The following is a 21046-nucleotide window of genomic DNA, read 5'->3' on the forward strand; positions in this document are numbered from 1 at the left end:
TTCTCTTCATTCTTTTGAAAACATCAAACCAAAAGGCACTATGGTAAATAAGTAGACCACAATTCCCGGAATTCATAATGAAAAGCCTTTTTTAAGGCCTCCCTATTGCTGACCTCGCCCGTCATTTGTTTTGCCGTTGCGAGCACCTCATCGTAATCCTTGCCATATTTTTTACTGAAATATTGCGCACTTGTCTTCAGCCTTTTGTTACCACCATACAGTAAATCGGCAATACCGATATCCGGATTCAATTTTGCAAAACCTAACGAGGTAAAAATATTATCTCCCCAGCGGTCTGCCCGGAAATAGGGGCTTTCCATCTTTAAGTTTTCTATAGCTTGGTAATAAGCGTCCTTATTCTTATTTTCTTCCGCAATAGGATAGATAAAACGCTCGTTCCAGTAATTATACGTCCGATCATATCCTTCTGCGTTACTCGATTGGCCATTCAGAAAAAATGGAGGAAAACGTAGTACACGTGTTCTTCTTTCTAGATTCCAACCCTCCAAGCAATTGAAGAAACCAGCGATATAACGCTGTTTGTAAATCTGCTCGAGGTGATTCTCGGCGCCCCCTTTTCCATTGATATCCGCTTTGTAAAGCAGTCTACGATCCGAAAAACCATGTCCATCCGTATCCCATTTAACACCGTTTTGTTCCATATAATCAGCGACCTGAGCAGATAAGCCGTATTGCTCAAACGACGCCCGGATTCCCTCTTCATAGTACTTTTGTGCGTCCGGCAAACCGAAAAGTATCGCTGCTTCTGCTTTTAGAAAACACGCGTCGGCCCAGCTTAATAAGACCATACTAGCATCCTCTTTCATGAAATCGTCTTGTACAAAGGAGCTGTTATAGGGGCTGGATCTATTCAACGGATCGTTGTAACGTATACCTTGGGCTTCTCTACCTGGCACAAATTCCCATTCCCATCCTGTAGCCAAACCATTGGATTCCTGCGGCATAGGCACATATGGCATGGTATAATTCACTAAAATGGAGTCTAAGCGTTGGTCATTAAGTCCATCCATCTGATGTAGAGCATGATTCGGGCAATAATGCTCCCTGTCATTGATATCATTACCGCAAAATTCGGCATGGTGGCGGGTCAGCGTATCGGTAAACAAAAATATCGGTGTATTAGATGGTGTCTTGGCTATCCCATTCATCATCAGTTCATTCGATTTCTGTGCATATTTCTCTATCCGTGGGTCGCTGTAGGAAAACAGGTAGAGTGCAAAATACTCGTTCAACGCGGGGTATCCACCATCGAAACTAGTTTGTCCTTTGATAAATCGTCTGAAGTAGTAAGAAGAGCTCATGTCTACATCTTGCCCCCATTGCAATTTGGCTATATCTGTTATCGAGGAAATCAAATTGGTTTCATCTTGCATCACATCGGTGGCATGCTCTCTGGCCAAGTCCATGGAAAGGTTTTGAGCCTGGAGCGCAATATTTAAGCGTAACGTGTTGGTAAACTTCTGCCATTTTGCGAGGTCTGATCGCCCAATGCCTCCAACTCCAAAAACCGGATCGGTTTCCAGATAATCTCCCAATGCAGGATTGTCCACATTATAAAGACTCCCCGCTTCCTTTAAAAGCTCCAACATCTGCCTGTACATCTCTTCTTCCGTATCGAATTTGTAGCTTCTAATACCCACTGTGCCATCCGTTATTGCCTCACTCATCGGCACCCCACCATATATCGATGCCATCATATAATACATATACACCTTCCACGTCTTCACCATCGCTAAGCGATTCTCGAAGCCCTCTTGGCCGGTGTATTCCCTTTCCATCGTAACCAGATCCCGGATAATACCGATATAAAATTTGTTAAAGAAACTATCTCCGATTTCCTGTGCCGGCGAAGCATGAAATGTCAATACGCCATAACGTGAAAAGGTAAGTAACCTACCCTGAATATTCAGTTCACCGATCAGGTCCATGGTCCGGTAGACCGTTCCCGGGAATACGCTGTTGAGGTCAACGTCATAATACTTTGTATCGTTGGTATTTATCTCTTCAAAATTCTTCGTACATCCCGGCAACAAAGTCGATAAGACAAGCGAAAAAATGATATAATATATTCTTTTCATTATCTTTAATTTTTAAAATGAAAATTTGAAATCAAACCCATAAGTGGCCATAGGCAAGCTAAAGCCCCGCTCAAAACCCTGTGCATTCCCCGAAGTCGAGGTTGCTTGCGGATCTAAACCTTTGGGTGTATTTTGGAATAAGATGGCCACGTTGCGCCCCACTGCCGAAAGTTTAGCATTTCTGAAAGGAGTTTTTGCAAACCATTCGTTAGGCAGGTTGTATCCCACAGAAACTTCCCGCAATTTGATATAAGAGGCATCGTAAATGTAACGTGCAGCACTGGATTGGCTATTATGGGTCCAGTGATCCATTGGTGTTACCCAAGCAATCGATTCTTTACCTGCCCAAAATTCGCCGACCAAAGAAGGATCATAGACCGTATTTCCCAACTGAACACCTTTCGGCCTTCCCCAATCTGGATATAAAACATAGTTTGCATCGTAATTTGCTCCCGGGGTAACCGTATGACCGGGCTGTAGGAAGCCTTTCCGCTCTTCCCCATTTTCACCTAAAACTAAGTCCGACATAATATGTTCCCAACGTCCTTCCAGCGATTGAACGGTATTACCATCAATTCCTCCTACAAAGGCAGTATACGACCAAACATTTCCTCCCTTTTGGAAGTCCAACATCGCCCCGATATCAAAGCGTCCGATTTTCACGGTGTTGATCCAACCACCAAACCAGTCAGGCAAGACTGTTCCTAGATATTGGTCCGGGTCCATGGATGGTTTTCCATCGGTCGCTACATAGATTTCGCCCGAGGGTCCTCTCCGGTAGTCGTTTCCGTAGAAAACACCATATGGCCTGCCCACTTCGGCATAAAGTCTAATATTGTTGGCACTTCCCATCTCATATCGGTCAACACCGTCTATCAGTGATACGACTTCCGAGTTATTTTTCGCCCAGTTGATGGTAGATGACCAGGTGATCAAGTTTGTTTTGATCGGTACTATGGTCAGGCTGACTTCCGTACCCCAGTTTTTTATTTCTCCGGCGTTTAGGATTTCTCTTCGGTAACCACTTGCTAACAAAGCATCTGCTTCCACAATCTGGTCTGTCGTGCGCTTACGATAATAAGTAAGATCAGCAGCTAAACGGCCATCCCATAGGCGGAACTCCGTACCCAGCTCCCAAGATTGGGTTTTTTCCGGCCTTAGTCCACCATTTTTCAATACATCTTCGCCGACGAAGTAAGGCATACCTAAAAAAGAACCATTTTCCGGACGGTAATATCCCGTTCGCAAGCGGTCAAAGCCGGTATCATTACCCACTTGTGCAAAAGAACCCCGCAATTTCCAGAACGTTAATGCGTTACTCTTCAAAGACTGGAACATATCGGTCAGAACCAAACTCGATCCAATCGAATAATAGAAATAGGAATTATTATCCGTCGGTAGGGCACTCGACCATTCGTTTCTAGCTGTTATATCCAAAAAGGCATAATTCTTATAACCGAAACTCGTCATCCCATAAATCGCCTGCTTTTCTTTTCCTTCTGGAAATTCCAAAGCGGATACCGGCACCCTGGTATTGGAGAGCGTTTTCTGGTCTTTATACAGCAACATGCTTACCCTGGAGGTCATTCGATCCACATCGGTATGTTGTAAAGACGCTCCTAAATTGGCATTGACACTAAAATCTTGTTGAAATTTAGTATTAAAGGAGACCAACCCTTCAAAGTTGTTATTCACTGCCATACGTTTCCATTTAAAATATCCACCGTCTATCTGAAATGGGCTATACAAGTTGGTGAAATCCCATCCGTCTGACTGTTGCACGTCTGTTGCTCCCCTTAGGCGCACATTAAACTTATTATTCAATCGGATGTTCATCGTTAGATTACCAGCAAACATATTCTTACTATCAGCATTGGAAGTCTCATTTAACAACCAGTACGGATTAGAGAAACCTCTAAAGTTGAACGGCCTTCCGTCTTCCTGTTTCCAGGGGATCAACTCCTCTTGCGAGGCATCACGTGGTAAGTTAGCGGCAACGTATAACGGATTTCTATTCGATGCATTTCTAAATCCCCTGTTCGTAACATCTTCTGTGGTATACCGCAAATTCGCATCAAAGCTGAACCAATTCGTCAATTTTGTGGTATTGTTGAGGTTAAAATTATGCCGTTTATAGATATTAAAATTTTCCAGGATATCATCTGCATTGGTATTCGTATAAGAGAAACGCAACGATAGCTGATCAGTTAGCTTATCAATCGATAAGCTATGGGTCATGGCATTTGAGGTTTTGAACATACCCTCTGTCGTATTAGGCTGTGGTACATACGATTTTATCTGGCCGTTACGTCCAACCACGTCAAAGCCCAACATCGGTAACCCCCAAGAACGCTGGTCCATATTACCCATGTTTGGATTCCAGATACCGTAAGGCATATCGGGATCGAAACTAATACCATTACCCGAGTTTCCAAAATAATTCATCCCGTCTCTCTTAAAGCGATCGGACTGTCCTGCGCCGTATATATTCTGATAAGTAGGATAATTATATAAATGTCCCATCATATCATTAAAACCGTAGGTAATCCCTAAACCCTGTTTCCGGCTTGCCTTCTTGGTGGTGATCAGGACCACGCCATTGGCTGCATCCGAACCATACAGTGCCGAGGCATTGGCTCCTTTTAATATTTCAATATTTTCAATTTCATCGGGGTTGATACTATTCACCGGATTACCGAAATCTAGGTCACCTTCCTCGCCGGAACCATTCATGACCGGCACCCCATCGATTACATACAACGGCTGGTTGTTTCCAGTCAGGGAGTTGTTACCCCGAATCACAACCCTCGTAGAAGCCAAAGGACCACCGCCGGATACCACCTGCATCCCTGCCGCTTTACCCGAGAGCATATCCATCAGGTTACTCCCTCTTACTTCGGTCATGGACTCCACATCTACCGATTGCTGGGCATAAGAGAGTGATTTCGCTTCCCGGGTAATCCCCAAAGCTGTAACCACGACTTCCTCCATTTCGGTAGTAGACTCTCCAAGTACAACCGTTAATTCTGCTCTATTTCTGATCGAAATGTCCTGACTAGTATAGCCTAGAAAGCTCACTTTGAGAATACCATTTGCCAGTGCCGTTATGGTAAACTTTCCGCGGTGGTCGGTCACCGCATCTCGAACATTCGATCCTACTACCGAAACGACCGCCCCCGTAATGGGTTCATTTGTCGTTTTATCGACCACCAGGCCACTGACCTTGATCTGTTTCGATTTATCCTGCGCTTGCACGACCATTGTTAGTATGGGCAATGTCAGCAGTAATAAAATACAAATGCGCATAAAGGCATTCTTTGTTTGTTTTTCCATAATCATGATTTAGTAAAAGCGTAGTAGTGTTGAGTTTATAATTTGCATACAAAATTTGGTTTATTTAGCGATTACGAATTAAGCGGTCTAACACTAACAGACAACTTAATTATTGACTTAACAAAAGGATTAATCCTTATTTTCTGTAAAAAAATTGTTTCGCCATCTTGAAAATACAGAGAACAATCCTAAAATGAAATACCGAATTCAAAAAGCAATACCCACCAATTTTATCTTTGCAGTTTAGCAAAAACTAAAAGTTTTTTGCTAGCTTTATCGGGAATAAATAATAGTCTAAATTTGTGATTTCAGCTTTTTCAGGATGAAACAAATTGCACTTACTTTAAGTAGGCTCTATATTATTCTGTAATAACCAGTATAAGAACATGATTATAAATCATTCATATAAAACAGCGAAAAAAACATCGTGTGCGGATTATATTATCTTCTACTATACCTTTCTTATATTGTTTATTTTTTCGGTCCTTGCACCCGAAATGGCATATACTCAAATTAATCAGGGTCTCTACTTCTATTCGCATGAATCTACGATAGAAAACCGGACCTCATTGCTTCTCCAGAATGGTTATCCGTACCTATTAAAAGATAAAGACATTTTTTCGCTCAACTTCGATGTTGACATCCGAATTTCCGAAGCGCAGCGATTTGGATATATCTTTAAGATCATTTCCAATAAAAAAGAGAGCTATAATCTTGTCCTAAATACCAAAAATGAAGTTTTCTTCGTTTTGGACGATAAACAAGATAAAAAAGAAGATTTCAAAAAAATCAATATCGGAAACAATGAGCATTTAAAAATTGAGATTGTCTTTGACAAGAGACAAAACCAAATCAGTTTACATATTAATGAACATAAAGTAGTCTATAAGAACGACCTACAAATGGTTAACTCGCTATTGATCAATTTCGGAAAATGTGCTATTGACAACTTCAAGACCAACGATGTTCCTCCAATTATCCTTCGTAATGTGCGGGTACATTACAATGGTGAATTAGCCAATCAGTGGTTATTTGATAATTACAACCAGCATATCACCTACGACCATATCCACCATAAAAAAGCCGTTTTTAGCCAGGGCAAAATGCTGGTCGACCACAGTATTCATTGGCAAAAAATAGGTTCGTTCAAAGCGAAGAAAGCCCCGCAGATCACTTTTGACTCGGTCAGCAATCAAGTTTTCGTATTGGACGACAAACAACTTCTGTCGTTTACGATCGTCGATCAACAGTTGTCACAGACCGCTATGCGACATACCCCTATGGATCTTTTAGTCAACAGATTGGTGTATGATTATACCACTCATGAATTATTATCTTATAATTTCTCGCCACAACGATTAAACTACTTTGATCCAGAAACCGGTAGCTGGGATGTACCCATCGAAGAAGAACACGAATACTATCACCACAACCGGCATGTATCCTTAAAAGACTCTTCCCTTTATCTCTATGGCGGTTATGGGCATTACCGGTACAAAGGCTTTTTATATAAGATAGATCTACGTACTGGAAAATGGCAAACAAAAGACCTATCGTCCGACATCACCCCGCGCTACTTAGCCGCTATGGGCGTGAATAAAACCGACGACAAGCTGTATATCCTAGGCGGCAAAGGTGCGGAAATGGGTTTACAGGAACTATCACCGATGATCTTTTTCGATTTATACGAAGTAGATCTGCATACCTTGCGTCCTAAACTGCTGTATAAAAATGAAAAAGAACAGCAAAAGGACCTTCTTTTCTCCAATAGCCTGATTATCGACGACAGCAATGCCTTCCTTTATACCCTTGCTTTTCCGGCAGAACGAACAGATTCGTATTTACAGCTGAAAAAGATTGGGATCAGCGAACCTACTATCGCAGATTATGCAGATTCTATCCCGTTCTATTTTAAGGATGACGCTTCCTACTGTGATCTTTTCTTTTCCCCTTCGCTTTCAAAGTTGATTGCGGTAACGGCGGTCTCCAAAGACGGCATCGATTCGGAGGTATCTGTCTATTCCTTAAATTTTCCACCCTTACAGTGGGAGGATATTCATCTAGTACCAGCCGAGCAATCGTTCTCCAAGACAATTGCAGCCATCCTGTTCATCATGCTTGCAGCAGTCGGTATATTCTTATATCGAATAAAAGTGAGAAGATTACGGAGTCGGCAGCCCGACTTTGGCCGTGTGCTTCCGGCACAAAACCTCGATGAATTAAATCCCGCAGATACTGTTTCCGTTACAGATGCGATCACGATCGATCCAAGTGTTGCACCTCTACAATATTATCATCTAGAAAAGAGTGCGATTCGCTTGTTGGGTGCCTTTCAGGTGTTTGATAAAGACGGCAAAGAAATTACCGAAAATTTCTCTCCCATCTTAAAGTACTTACTCATCCTGCTCTTACTTTACACCAGCAAATATAAAAGAGGTATTTCGTCGTCCAAGCTCGAAGAGATCCTGTGGTTTGGTAAATCGGAAAAATCGGCATTGAACAATCGGAACGTGAACCTGAGCAAGCTTAGGGCGCTCTTGGAAAATTTTGGACAAGTTGAGATTGTCAATAACCACGGTTATTGGTCCATTTCCTTACCTGAGGAAGCACTCGCGGATTACAGCGAAATTTTAGAACTATGCCAGCAGCTACACGATAATCCACAGGGTGAGATCGAGCAAGTTTATCGACTAGTCGAGTTACTCTCGTTTGGCGAGTTACTACCCGAAATCCAATACGAATGGATCGACAGCTTCAAGTCCGACTTCTCTACATTGATTATCGACACCCTGTTGTTTATTATTAAAGTCGGTATCGTTACTGTCCAAAAAGATGCGTCAACTCTACTTAAGATAGCAGATATTATTCTAATTTTTGATCCGATCAATGAAGATGCGATCAAAGTGAAGTGCAAGACATTATATACTATAGGAAAAAAATCGCTGGCGAAAAGTGCTTATGAACATTTCAGCAAAAGATATTTGAGTTTACTGGATGAAGAGTTTACCGGTACATTAAAGGAAATGATCGAATAGTTTTCCAAAAAAAACGAATATTAATAGCCATTAGGCAAGTTATTAATTCGCTCGTTAATTCAGTGCTGCGTTATTTACGTAAACTATTTGATAACTTTAATATAAACGTAAACCTATGCAGTCTAGAAAGAAACTCACTTGGGCGCTTATTGCCGGACTCGTATTCCAAGGGTACGGCTACGCGCAAGAAGCAAATCCTGTCGCCACCGTATCGTCCTCCTTAAATCAATCCACCGTCGAAAATATTTTCGACCGTGATGTCAACAGCAGCTGGAAAGTGTCTGCTGCCGACCTCAGCAGCAGCCAATGGTTAATGTTCACCTTAACCAATGGTGGCGATGTAGACAAGTTAACCATCACTTCGAAAGGATTGTCAAAAAAAGAGGTAGAGAATCTTTTTGATATCTATATCACTTACGATCCGATGAATTTAGGGGCTGCAGTACAATACCGCGTCATAGAGCAAGACAAGAAGTTCGTACTCTCCTTCACTCCAAAATATGGTGCACACATCAGGCTTGATCTTAAAGCTGGCATAACCAAAAAGCCTTTCGAACTTGCAGAGGTGGATGTCTCGGTTCCAAAGCCGGAAGAACAACAGGCAGAGATCGTCAAGAACCGGGATTATATGGATCCGAATCTGCCTACGGAAGAACGGGTAAAAAGATTACTTGCCGTGATGACGCCGGCAGAGAAAATAGATTTACTCAAAGAAAGCTGGGGTATCGCGGGGAATAAACGCCTTGGTATACCTGCTGTTATGAAAGTAGAAGCTTTGCATGGCTTTTCTTACGGAAGCGGTGCCACTATCTTCCCACAATCCATCGGCATGGGAGCCACTTGGAACCAAGCATTAATTGAGCAGGCGGCGATTGCCATCGGTGAGGAAACGAAGAGTGCCAATGCAGTACAAGCTTGGTCGCCCGTATTAGACGTTGCGCAAGATGCCCGTTGGGGACGCGTAGAAGAAACCTATGGAGAGGATCCTATATTAGTTGCTAAAATAGGCGGCGCCTGGATAAAAGGTTACCAATCCCAAGGCTTATTGACCACACCTAAGCATTTTGCGGTACATGGCGCACCACTAGGTGGCAGGGACTCGCATGATATCGGCTTGTCCGAACGTGAGATCCGAGAAATACATCTGGTGCCTTTCCGGGATATTTTTAAAAAGTACAAATATGAGTCGATCATGATGTCATACAACGACTATTTAGGTGTACCTGTAGCCGGAAGTAAGGAAATATTACAGCATGTACTAAGAGATGAGTGGGGGTTTGACGGATTTATTGTCAGTGACTGTGGTGCTATTGGCAACATGATGGCAAAAAAACACTATACGGCTACCGATAAGCTTGCGGCAGCAAAGCTCGCGCTAGCGGCAGGTATTGCGACCAACTGTGGCGACACCTATAACAGTCCGGAAGTTGTACAAGCGGTAAAAGACGGAAAAGTCAACATGAAAGACCTGGACTTTGCCTGTTCGAGCCTCCTCCGTGTGACGTTCAGAAACGGCTACTTCGAGAACCATCCAAGTAAACCGTTAGACTGGAATAAAATCTATCCCGGATGGAACAGCCCAGCGCACCAGGCAATAGCCAGACAGGTGGCACGCGAATCCATTGTATTGTTGGAAAATAAGGATCAAATTCTTCCCATAGCAAAAGATACCAAGACTATCGCGGTATTAGGACCGGGTGCTGATGATTTACAACCGGGTGATTATTCACCAAAATTACAACCAGGACAATTAAAATCGGTCCTGACCGGTATTAAAGAAGCGGTAGGCGCTTCAACCAAGATCCTTTATGAAAAAGGTTGTCAGTTTTTCCAAACCGATAGCACCCGAATTGAACAGGCCGTAGCTATAGCCCAAAATGCCGATATAGTGGTGATGGTACTCGGCGATCAATCAACCAGTGAATCCATCAAAGACCAGGTTAAGACGTCGGGTGAAAACCACGATCTCGCTACCTTGGAACTACAAGGTGACCAGCAAAGATTATTGGAGGCTGTTGTAGCTACCGGTAAGCCTGTGATATTGGTCTTACAAGCCGGAAGACCATATAACCTCTCCTATGCGAAAGAACACTGTGCCGCGATTATGGTCAACTGGTTACCTGGACAAGAAGGTGGTCCCGCAACAGCAGACGTCCTATTCGGCGACTATAATCCGGCCGGCAGGTTACCCGTTACTTTCCCTCAACATGTGGGACAATTGCCTCTCTATTATAACTTCAAGACTTCCGGACGGCGTTATGAATATGTGGATATGGAATTCTACCCGTTGTACAAATTCGGCTATGGGCTGAGCTATACCAACTTTACGTATTCCAATCTCTATACGCAGGTGCAAGAAAATGGCAATATCGCTGTCCGTGCAAAAATCACCAATACGGGTAAGATCGCCGGTGACGAGGTTGTACAGCTTTATGTTACCGATATGTATGCCAGTGTAAAGACAAGGGTGATGGAACTGAAAAACTTCGACCGAGTACATCTCCAGCCGGGAGAAACCAAAGAAGTTAATTTCACACTGACACCCTACGAAATCTCTCTATTGAACGAACATATGGACCGCGTTGTTGAAGCAGGCGAATTTAAGATCATGGTTGGCGGGGCGAGTCCTTCATTCGTCGCGAAAGACCAGATCAAGAACAGCTTAAACTACGAAGACGACAGCAAAGGTTTGGCTACCACAGTTGATTATCAGCAGAACTTCGCCGCAAAATTTGATCTCCGCGTGCTTAACATCGAGAAGGATATTCAGGATAACAGCTGTGTCGCACACGTAGAAGTGAAAAATACGGGTAATCTAACCGATGTCAACAAAATCGGCCTGTTTAAAGATGGCGAGCATTATGAAGACAGAAGTTTCGAGCTGGAACCCCAAGCGTCTAAAGTTCTCACGTTTGACATCGAAGCACCCGCTTTCAAAGAACTGCAGTTTGTCAGTAAATATAAAAGTGTAACCTATAAAAACTAAGGCATTGAAAAGTAACAAACAACACTTTCAAGCAAAAGTAAGCGGAATTTTTATTCTTCTTATTTTCCTGTGTGCCCAGGTACCTGTTGCGCGCAGCCAAGAATTATACCGCGATGAACAGGCTAGCGAGCATAGCCGGATCATGGATTTATTGTCTCAATTGACCATTGAAGAGAAAATCGGGTTGTTACGGGCTAGCTCTCCCGGTATTCCACGGCTGGATATTCCGAAGTATTACCACGGAAATGAGGCCCTGCATGGCGTTGTTCGGCCGGGGCCATTCACCGTGTTCCCCCAAGCAATAGGTTTAGCTAGTATGTGGAATCCCGACTTGCATCTCCAAGTTGCCACGGCTATTTCTGATGAGGCACGGGGGCGCTGGAACGAGCTGGATAAAGGTGAAAAACAGATCGATGCGTTCAGTGACCTGCTGACCTTTTGGTCGCCAACCATCAATATGGCACGTGATCCGCGTTGGGGAAGAACACCGGAGACTTACGGAGAAGACCCCTATTTAACAGGGATATTAGGGACGAAATTCGTTAAAGGACTGCAGGGGGACGATCCGAGATATCTTAAAGTTGTCGCGACCCCCAAACATTTTGCCGCCAATAACGAAGAGCATAACCGCTTTGTCGCAGATCCTCATATCCCTGAACGGCAACTCCGGGAATATTATTTCCCCGCGTTCGAAATGGCGGTAAAAGAGGGAAAGGCAGCCTCTTTCATGTCTGCATATAATGCACTAAATGGTGTTCCCTGTACGGCAAACCCCTGGTTATTGACCAAAGTACTCCGGAAAGACTGGGGATTTAACGGCTATGTCGTATCAGATTGTGGCGGCCCGAGCTTGTTGGTTTCTGCACATAAATATGTAAAAACAAAAGAAGCAGCGGCGACTCTTTCGATTAAAGCCGGTTTAGATTTAGAATGTGGCGACGATGTATATATAGTCCCTCTTTTAAATGCCTATAAACAGCACATGGTAAGCCAGGCAGATATCGACACCGCTGCTTACCGCGTGTTAAGAGCGCGTATAAAATTAGGGTTGTTCGACCGTTCGGAATCAAATCCTTACAGCAAAATACCCGGAAGCGTTGTCGGATCGGAAAAACATAGGCAGCTCGCTTTAGAGGCGGCACGACAAAGTATCGTGCTTCTAAAAAATCAGAATCATGTGCTACCCCTTAACCCTAAGAAAGTCAAATCTATTGCAGTTGTGGGCATCAATGCAGGATCGGCAGAATTTGGAGACTACAGCGGTGCTCCAGTACATGCGCCTGTTTCTATATTACAGGGTATACAGCAACGTGTAGGCCATCAGGTCAAGGTACTTTATGCACCCTGGAAATCTGCCCTGGACGGACGGGAGATGATTACCGCAGCAGCGTTTCCCGAGGGATTAAAGGCCGAGTATTTTTCGAACAAGGACTTAGCAGGAACACCCAAGATCCGCACCGAAAACTGGATTAATTTTGAACCTGCAAATCAGGCTCCCGATCCCTTTTTGCCAAAATTTCCACTATCCATCCGCTGGACTGGTAAGTTAAAACCTGCCGTCAGCGGGGATTATACGCTTTACTTTCCCGCAGACGATGGTGCGCGTTTATTTATCGACGGAAAAAACTTGATTGAAGATTGGAGAGAAAGAAGCATCAGCACTGATTCGATCACGATATCCTTGGAGGCTGGTAAGACATATAATCTTAAAGCGGAATACTTTATCAACCGGGATAACGCGATTGCTAAGCTGTATTGGAAAGTTCCGTCCATGGAGCAGCAAACGCGTATAGAGATGTATGGCGAAGCAGGAAGAGTGGCGGCAGAGGCGGATCAGGTTATTGCCGTCATGGGAATCAACAAGACAATCGAACGGGAAGGCCAAGATAGAGCTTCTATTGAGCTACCGGCAGACCAACAGGAATTTATCCGGGAACTGTATAAGATCAACCCGCATATTACGGTAGTACTGGTTGCCGGAAGTTCGTTGGCAATTAACTGGATGGACGAAAACATACCGGCCATCGTCAATGCCTGGTATCCTGGCGAGAGTGGCGGCACGGCGGTTGCCGAGGTGCTGTTTGGGGACTACAACCCGGGAGGAAGGCTACCCCTCACCTATTACCATAGATTGGAGGACGTTCCTGCTTTTGACGATTACGATATCACCAAAGGAAGAACTTACCAATATTTTAAAGGCAAGCCCCTTTATCCGTTTGGTTATGGCTTAAGCTATAGTTCTTTCCAATACAGCGACATTGATGTGCAGGAGCAGATAGGCAATCTGCTGGTCAACTTTACCATCCGCAATAGCGGGAAGCTGGATGGTGACGAAGTTGCCCAAGTGTATGTCAAACTGCCGGATGTTGGGGTGATCGTACCGATAAAAGAACTGAAGGGTTTTAAACGGGTTCATCTAAAAAAAGGAAAATCCGAAACGGTCAGCATCACCCTTGACAGAAACCTTTTACGGTATTGGGATGAGCAGACTGAACAATTTGTTTACCCGAAAGGGGAATACCATATTATGGTTGGTAGTTCCTCGGAAGACATCCGATTAAAAACATCGGTTAGGCTGTAATATGAAATGTAAACTCCCGGAACTTACACGCCGGGAGTTTACTTATACATTAAAACAAGCTCCTTGGGATTCGAAGTACAGTCTTTTTAGTATCCATCGTTCTGTGTAACCAGATTGTTTTGTAAACGTACAATAGCATATCATTTTTCTACACCAACTTCAATCGCCCATTTTTGGTAACTCTTCTTCATCTTATCCACAATAGCCGGCTGATTTAGACTAACGTCGTGCAACTCGACAGGGTCGTCTATCATATTAAATAACTTAACTTTCTCGTTTACACCTCCTCCAACTATCTTCCAAGTACCGTCACGCATCGCCCACTTGCCAAAATGTTCCCAATATAACGTCCGATCCTGGCCAGTACCACCTTTAAACACAGGCAGTAAGGAAATACCCCTAATGTCTTTAATTTCATAACCTTTGAATTTTTTAGGATAGGTCGCTCCTGCAATATCAACACAGGTCGCCATAACATCCATAATATGCCCGACAGCGTCAGTTTGATTATCTTTTCTTTTGCGAATACCGCCAGGCCAATGCACGATAAACGGCGTGATGATCCCGCCCTCTTCCGTCCATGATTTATACATCGTATAGGGCGTATTCGACACATTGGCCCACGGTTCATCGTAAGCCAGATAAGATCCTCGTTGTCCAACTCTTACGCGTGGGTCATGTAATTTCCGTCCATCAACATTTTCAGCACTTGCTCCATTGTCAGAAAGAAAAACAATCATGGTGTTATCGAGTTTTCCTTGTTTTTTCAATTCCGCCACAATCCGACCGATCCCCTTGTCCATGCGATCTACCATCGCCGCATAGACCTCCATCCGATCCGCCCATTCACTGGGATTATCTAGCGATTCCCAACTAGGTATTCCTTCGGGGCTGGCAGAAAGTTGATGCCGCCCATCGATTATTCCGAGTTGCTTCATCCGCTCATAGCGTTGCTTTCGAATGTATCCCCAACCTTTGTCATATACCCCATCATAGCGTTCTATATCTTCCTGGGGTGCATGCAGCGGCCAGTGTGGTGCTGTGTAAGCCAGGTATAGGAAGAAAGGTTTTTCCTCATCATTCCTGTTGTGCCGATCTAGGAAAGATAACGCTGTATCGGTAAAGGCATCCGTCATATAAAAATCTTCGATTGGAGGAGACCATAGCTCATCTTCGTGTACCATTTGCCGTTTATGTGGTTCTTCCACCAGTTCAAAATAGCTGCTTGCCCCACTGATCAGCCCAAAATAGTGGTCAAATCCGCGTTGTCGTGGCCAGTGTTCTGGGCGTTCACCCACATGCCACTTTCCGGTCATATACGTTTTATAACCAGCTTCCCTCAAGACTTCTGCCAATGTTACACTTTCATTATTTAGGAATCCCTGATAAGGTCCTGGTTTTGGTTTGCTTCCCCTATTACTCACCATCTTTCCCATCCCGGCTTCGTGGGGGTATAATCCCGTCAGCAGCGCCGCCCGGGAAGGGCAGCACCGTGTCGCGTTATAAAAAGAGCGGAACTGAAGCCCATCACTCGCCAGTTGATCAAGGTTTGGCGTGTTAATTTCACTTCCGTAACACCCCAGGTCAGCATACCCCATATCGTCGGCCAATATCACGATAATATTGGGACGTCCGGCTGATGAAGTCTGTCCGACAACCACATTCCCAGAAAACATCCTTCCAATAATAAGCATCCAAAAAAGTATAGCTATGTAGCCTCGTAAAGTAAAAATCGGGTAAGAAAAATAAAATCTCATAATATGCTTTTTTAATCTACAATTGCGGTTAGTGGTGGCAAATTTCTTTCTGTACCGGGATATCCTTGATTCTGATTTATAACGCCTAATGTATTCGTATTAATCGCATCCGCGGGAACCGGAAACAAGACATGATATGGACTAATCCTACATTCAGACGACCCCCACTTCAGATGTTCTCGATAAAAATTATTGGTTGCCATAACTCTATCGTACCAAAAATTTTTCTTACTGAAATCTGCGATTGAATAGCCGTTACGACCTTCCGCTGCCATGATGTACGAAATACGGACCAACTCCGATTTACGATGTTCTTCGGCAAACAATTCTCTAGCCCGTTCGTCGAGGATCGTTTCTATACTCACATCACTGGCAGCAATTTCCGCGGCATCGGCCCGTCCCCGTACCTGGTTAATATCTGCGGCAGCCGATTCCATCCTTCCTAGCCAATAGTAAGCTTCTGCACGCAACAGATAAGTTTCTGCCGAGCGGAACACATAATAATCGCCCTGACCTCCATTCGGTACCTGGTCTGTTGTCGCTTGCGGAACGAAGGTTTTATAAAACGGAAAAGAATGATAATGCTGGAAGGTATCGACAATTGCCGAAAAGTTTGTTGGGTCTATAGGTTTTCCGAAATCGATTGACGCCGGGTTGTTGTATAACAATTCCTCCTGCAACACCCAGTTGCCATCCTTCCGTCTTAAGTCATTTTCATCCTTCCACAGCTCATAAAGATAATAATTAGAAGGCCTAAGATTCGAATTGCCGCGACCGAGGGAATCATAGGTATCACCTCTATCTAAAGTACCTCTTGCTGCTTTACTGTCCAGAACACGGGCGTTCCACCATGCCGGGTGGTAATTCCGCATAGTGTGGAGTCCTCCCGTACGTACCTCATCCGGCAGATCGTTTCTATCCAACACCCCAAGAATTGTTTCAGAATTAGCTGCATTATGCACGTTTACCGGGCGGTGCAGATCCCAGAACAAGTTCCGATGTGGCGCAATTTCCACCTCTGGGCCAAATCGTTCCCGCATTAAGGGATGCCTCTCAATAACGTCGGAGGCCATTTCTACCGCCTTTTCATACGCCCGGTTGGCCAAACATATTTTCGATAACAGATGTTTACCCGCCGAGCGGCTTGGCACGCCTGGGCGCATCTGTTCCGGAAGCCACTCCACGGCAAATTCCATATCGCTTTGGATACGATCCAAGATCGCCCAGCGCGAATGCGTGTAGAAATCCAATTTCGCCTCCAGCAATTCCTTATCGATAAAAGGTACATCCCCAAATTGATTAACCAATAGATAATACCAGTATGCGCGATGAAAGTAAGCCTCGGCCAGTATTTCATTCCGATCCAATTCATTGTCCCAAGTAATATCATCAATCCGAGAGATGAGTGCATTCACCACACGTACCGGTCGGTACGCCCACTGAAAATTATCCAGAACGTAATAATTTCCATCGGCACTCGGAGTCAATTGCAGATTCATATTCCGAATACCATTGTCATTCAGTGGTCCTGCCACCCCCAGCTCGGTAAAGATAGATTCTGATACCACCGTATTGAGTTCACCGTAAAACGAATTTCGCAAGTTCTTGCGTGCGGTGACTAACATAGACTCATATCCAGCCTTATTTATGAGCAGGTTTTCAGGCGCATAAAACGAAAGCGGCTCCGGTTTCAACCATTCCTTAGAACAGGAAAAAACAGCAAACATACTTACGGCCACGACTAAACTATATACAAATTTTATTCTCATTTCATCAATTATTAAGGTAAACTAAAACGATGCATTGAATCCGATCGTAAAGATCCGTGGCATTGGACTATTCGGAGATTCTGGATCCCAGCCCGTCCATTTTGTCACGGTGAGCAGATTGCGCGCACTCAAAAAGAACCGAAGATTATTTACCGAAACCTTATCCAAGACATTTTTTGGTAAACGGTAACCGATCGCGACATCCTGTAATCTCAAAAAGCTACGTGACTCATACATATTGATCCCCCCCTCAAACAATCGATAATTGACATTAAGTCGAGGGTGTGTATTCGATCTATTTTCGGGTGTCCAATACGGGATATCCAAGGTATTTGCACGGTCATAGATATTCGAACTAGAGTGGTTAAAATCTTCCCGCTCTCCCAGGTGACCTAAATCTGCCCTTATGAAGATATTTGCATCAAAATACTTCCAGAAACTGAAATCATTCCGCCAGCCCAAGGTGTATCGTGGCTGACGCCAACCTATAAACTGTTTATCGTCAAATTGCCGGTATGCACCATCTGCATTTACATCTTCCACACGGTATTCTCCGGGACGTAAGCCATATTGTGCTGCTGCTTCGGTCTCTTCAATCTGCCATATTCCTTGTATCCGGTAGTCCCAGATTCTATCCAAGGCCTCTCCAGGGAAATACCCATTTGCATAATCTGGAACCTCCCTTTGTATAAGCTGCCCGTTCACCTCTTCTTCCATCATATCCCCCCAAAGGCGGTCGATACGATTACGATTTAAAGAAAATACTAAGCTGCTTCGCCAATTTAGATTTTCCTTCTTTATGACCTGTCCCTGCACCGTTGCATTTATACCTCTATTGGAAAGTTCGCCAAGATTAGTCGTGACCGATTCGTAGCCGATAATCCGCGGTAACCTCCTATCCAATAAGAGATCATAGGTGGTTCCTTTGTAGGCATCTATTGTGGCGGTAAGCCTACTATCAAAAGCAGTCAGGTCGAATCCTATGTTGTAGGCCTCCGTTCCCTCCCATTTTAGGTTGGGATTGGCCATAGAACTATTGGTGAGCCCCACGACAACGTTTGAGCCATCAAAATATGCATTGCGCGCGAGGTTAGAAAGCGCTGCGTATGCGGGCACATCCCTGTTTCCGTTCACCCCCCAAGAAACACGCATCTTTAGATCATTTACCCAAGCCACGTCAAAAAAACGCTCCTGAGACAATCTCCACGCAAAAGCCGCGGACGGAAAGAAGCCTCTAGGATTATTTTGGCCAAACGCAGAAAACCCATCCCTGCGCCATGACAAGGTAAAAAGATAACGTTCATCGTAATTGTAATTCATCCGTGCCATCAAAGCATCTCCGGTACGCACCCTATCGTTGTTACTAATGGAAGGATTCGCTCCATATTGCAGACCATGCCAAGAAAGATTTTCATTAGGTCCAAAATTTTCATTTTCCTGAAAAGACTGCTGTATCTGTAATTTTTCCGCATTAACCAAAAAAGTAAAGTCAAATGCGTGCTTATCGAAACGTTGCGACCAGGTCAAGATATTATCGACCATCCATTCATAGGAATGTTCATCGGACCGCGTACCGTACCCATTACGGCGCGTCACACCTCCCAACATCGTGGTAGAAGGCCAAAAGTTGTAATCTTTTTCCGTCACCAGGCGGTTTTGGAAAGACGCTCGGTATTTAATACCGAAAGGCAGCTTCAACTCCGCATAGAACGTGGCAAACAAGCGATTGTTTTTTCTATACTGATCTTTATAATAAGCTTCCAAAAAAGCATTAGAGAAAGAAGGATCTTCCTGCGGAAACCTGACCAGCATACCGTCATCCTCTATAAACTTGCCATAGGGACTCAGTCTATTGATTCCTCCGGCGGGTACAGAGCTGTTGTCAGAACTGGCAAATTGGGCATTCATGCCGATCTTGAAAAATTTTGCTACATCTCCTTCCAAGTTTAGGCGAGTTCGCCAAGTCTTGAGCCGGTCGCCATAAATGATTCCTTCATTATCGGTGTATCCGGTAGAGAGGTAATAGTTCACACGAGATGCTTTTCCAGATAGCGCAATATCGTTATTGTGGCGGAGGCCTTGCTGCATTCGTTTATCGTACCAGTCAATGATCCGACCTTGTTGGAAACCTTCAATCTCGACACTATTTAGGCGTAATCTTTTTAGCCATTCCACCGTATTATCCGCATCTGCATTATTGCTGTAATTCCGCCATTGCTCCAACGACACATTTTCCGGCAGTTGCTCTGGATTCATATAATAACCATCCGCATCACGTGGTGCCATCTGCTGCATCAGATCCTGTCTAAACTGCAAGTAGCCTCCTGCATCGAAAGGTCTATAATCATTGGCTACAGATGCCAACCCCCACATCGACGAAACCGTTACAGTCGGCACCTCGCTTGCACCACGTTTTGTGGTTACGATGATAACCCCCGAAGCCGCACGCGCACCGTAAACGGCAGCCGAACTTGCATCTTGCAGTACGTCTATCGTCGCAATATCAAATGGATTGATATCTTGCAATGCACCATTGTAGATAACACCGTCCAATACAATCAACGGACTTGTACCTGCCGTAATAGAATTGGCACCTCTCACTTCTAAAGATCCGCCCCCTCCCGCTCCAGTAGCCTGATTGCTGGCAATACCTGCTACTGTACCACTTAGAAACTCGCTCAGATTGGTAGCCGATTGGCTTTCGAAATCACGCGCATCCACACGGGAGATTGCGCCCGTTAGGTCACTTCTTTTCTGAGTACCGTATCCGATCACGACAGCTTCTTCCAAGTCATTCATCGCGGCTTTCATAGCAATTTCCAAACTAGAACGTCCCTTCAGCTCTACTTCCTGAGTTTCATATCCCACGAGCGTAAACATTAAGATTCTCGCCTCTGCAGGCAAATCAAGGCTGAAATTCCCATCGCCATCCGTTTTTGTCGCGGCAGCAAAATTCTTTACCGATATCGTTGCACCCTCCAATGGCAATCCATTCTCATCAGTTACCTTGCCCTTCAAACGACTTTGCACGATCTGTTCCGCGCGGGCAGGTGGTACGATGTTCCGTTTGCGAGCAACATCCTTTGTTACTTTGCGACGTACAAGCACTGTCCGATCACGGATAGTATAGTCGAGGGGCTGCCCATCGAAACATACCAACAAGGCCTGTTCCAGACTGGCATTATGCAATTTTACCGTTACCGGATGTGCTTGTTTTAAATCACGGTCCGCATAGATAAAATCCACACCCGTTTGCTCACTTAGCAATTTTACAACATCTCTCAGTGCAACATTTTGTTTATCTATATTGATTTGGGCACGTGATTCCGCAGAAACCTGTAGAATCAGAATGGTTAAAAAGAACACTGTTATCCGCATCGCTTTCCATATAGTATGATCATTCCGCTTGTCATAGCGAAACATCTTATTATAGTTTATAATCATTAACTTTGTTTGTTTGGTTATTCTTCAATTATTTAGACGATA

General features: G+C 44.3%; 8 protein-coding genes. 3 read left to right on the top strand and 5 right to left on the bottom strand.

The annotated features are described in order from the left end of the window. Nucleotides 1-38 precede the first annotated feature (38 nt). Both EWE74_RS04855 and EWE74_RS04860 read right to left on the bottom strand, forming a co-directional pair. Nucleotides 39-2099, bottom strand: a complete 2061-nt coding sequence (locus EWE74_RS04855) for a SusD/RagB family nutrient-binding outer membrane lipoprotein (protein WP_130140372.1) — start codon at nucleotides 2097-2099, stop codon at nucleotides 39-41. Between the two features lie 12 nt (nucleotides 2100-2111). Then, nucleotides 2112-5432: a SusC/RagA family TonB-linked outer membrane protein gene (locus EWE74_RS04860; RefSeq protein ID WP_206365135.1), complete on the bottom strand. Its 3321-nt coding sequence runs from the start codon at nucleotides 5430-5432 to the stop codon at nucleotides 2112-2114. A gap of 497 nt (nucleotides 5433-5929) precedes the next feature. Between EWE74_RS04860 and EWE74_RS04865 the strand changes: the two genes are divergently transcribed. The 3 genes from EWE74_RS04865 to EWE74_RS04875 all read left to right on the top strand — a co-directional run bounded on the left by EWE74_RS04865 (nucleotide 5930) and on the right by EWE74_RS04875 (nucleotide 14034). Further along, complete coding sequence (locus tag EWE74_RS04865; RefSeq protein ID WP_130140373.1) at nucleotides 5930-8467, top strand: hypothetical protein; 2538 nt, start codon at nucleotides 5930-5932, stop codon at nucleotides 8465-8467. Between the two features lie 115 nt (nucleotides 8468-8582). Beyond that, a complete protein-coding gene (locus EWE74_RS04870; RefSeq protein WP_130140374.1) occupies nucleotides 8583-11453 on the top strand; it encodes a glycoside hydrolase family 3 C-terminal domain-containing protein in 2871 nt (956 codons plus the stop codon). 4 nt (nucleotides 11454-11457) lie between these two features. Then, complete coding sequence (locus tag EWE74_RS04875; RefSeq protein WP_206365136.1) at nucleotides 11458-14034, top strand: glycoside hydrolase family 3 C-terminal domain-containing protein; 2577 nt, start codon at nucleotides 11458-11460, stop codon at nucleotides 14032-14034. Nucleotides 14035-14174: 140 nt separating this feature from the next. On the opposite strand, the gene EWE74_RS04880 is transcribed toward EWE74_RS04875, so the two are convergent. From EWE74_RS04880 to EWE74_RS04890, 3 genes are read right to left on the bottom strand one after another with little or no spacing between them, the layout of a single operon-like run. Next, complete coding sequence (locus EWE74_RS04880) at nucleotides 14175-15791, bottom strand: arylsulfatase (protein WP_206365137.1); 1617 nt, start codon at nucleotides 15789-15791, stop codon at nucleotides 14175-14177. Between the two features lie 11 nt (nucleotides 15792-15802). Beyond that, nucleotides 15803-17560 carry a RagB/SusD family nutrient uptake outer membrane protein gene (locus EWE74_RS04885; RefSeq protein ID WP_130140375.1) on the bottom strand — a complete coding sequence of 586 codons (1758 nt, stop codon included), beginning with the start codon at nucleotides 17558-17560 and terminating at the stop codon, nucleotides 15803-15805. 21 nt (nucleotides 17561-17581) lie between these two features. Then, a complete protein-coding gene (locus EWE74_RS04890) occupies nucleotides 17582-21004 on the bottom strand; it encodes a SusC/RagA family TonB-linked outer membrane protein (RefSeq protein WP_130140376.1) in 3423 nt (1140 codons plus the stop codon). Nucleotides 21005-21046 lie beyond the last annotated feature (42 nt).

It is taken from the genome of Sphingobacterium corticibacterium (genome assembly GCF_004208525.1).
GTDB classification, from domain to species: Bacteria; Bacteroidota; Bacteroidia; order Sphingobacteriales; family Sphingobacteriaceae; genus Sphingobacterium; species Sphingobacterium corticibacterium.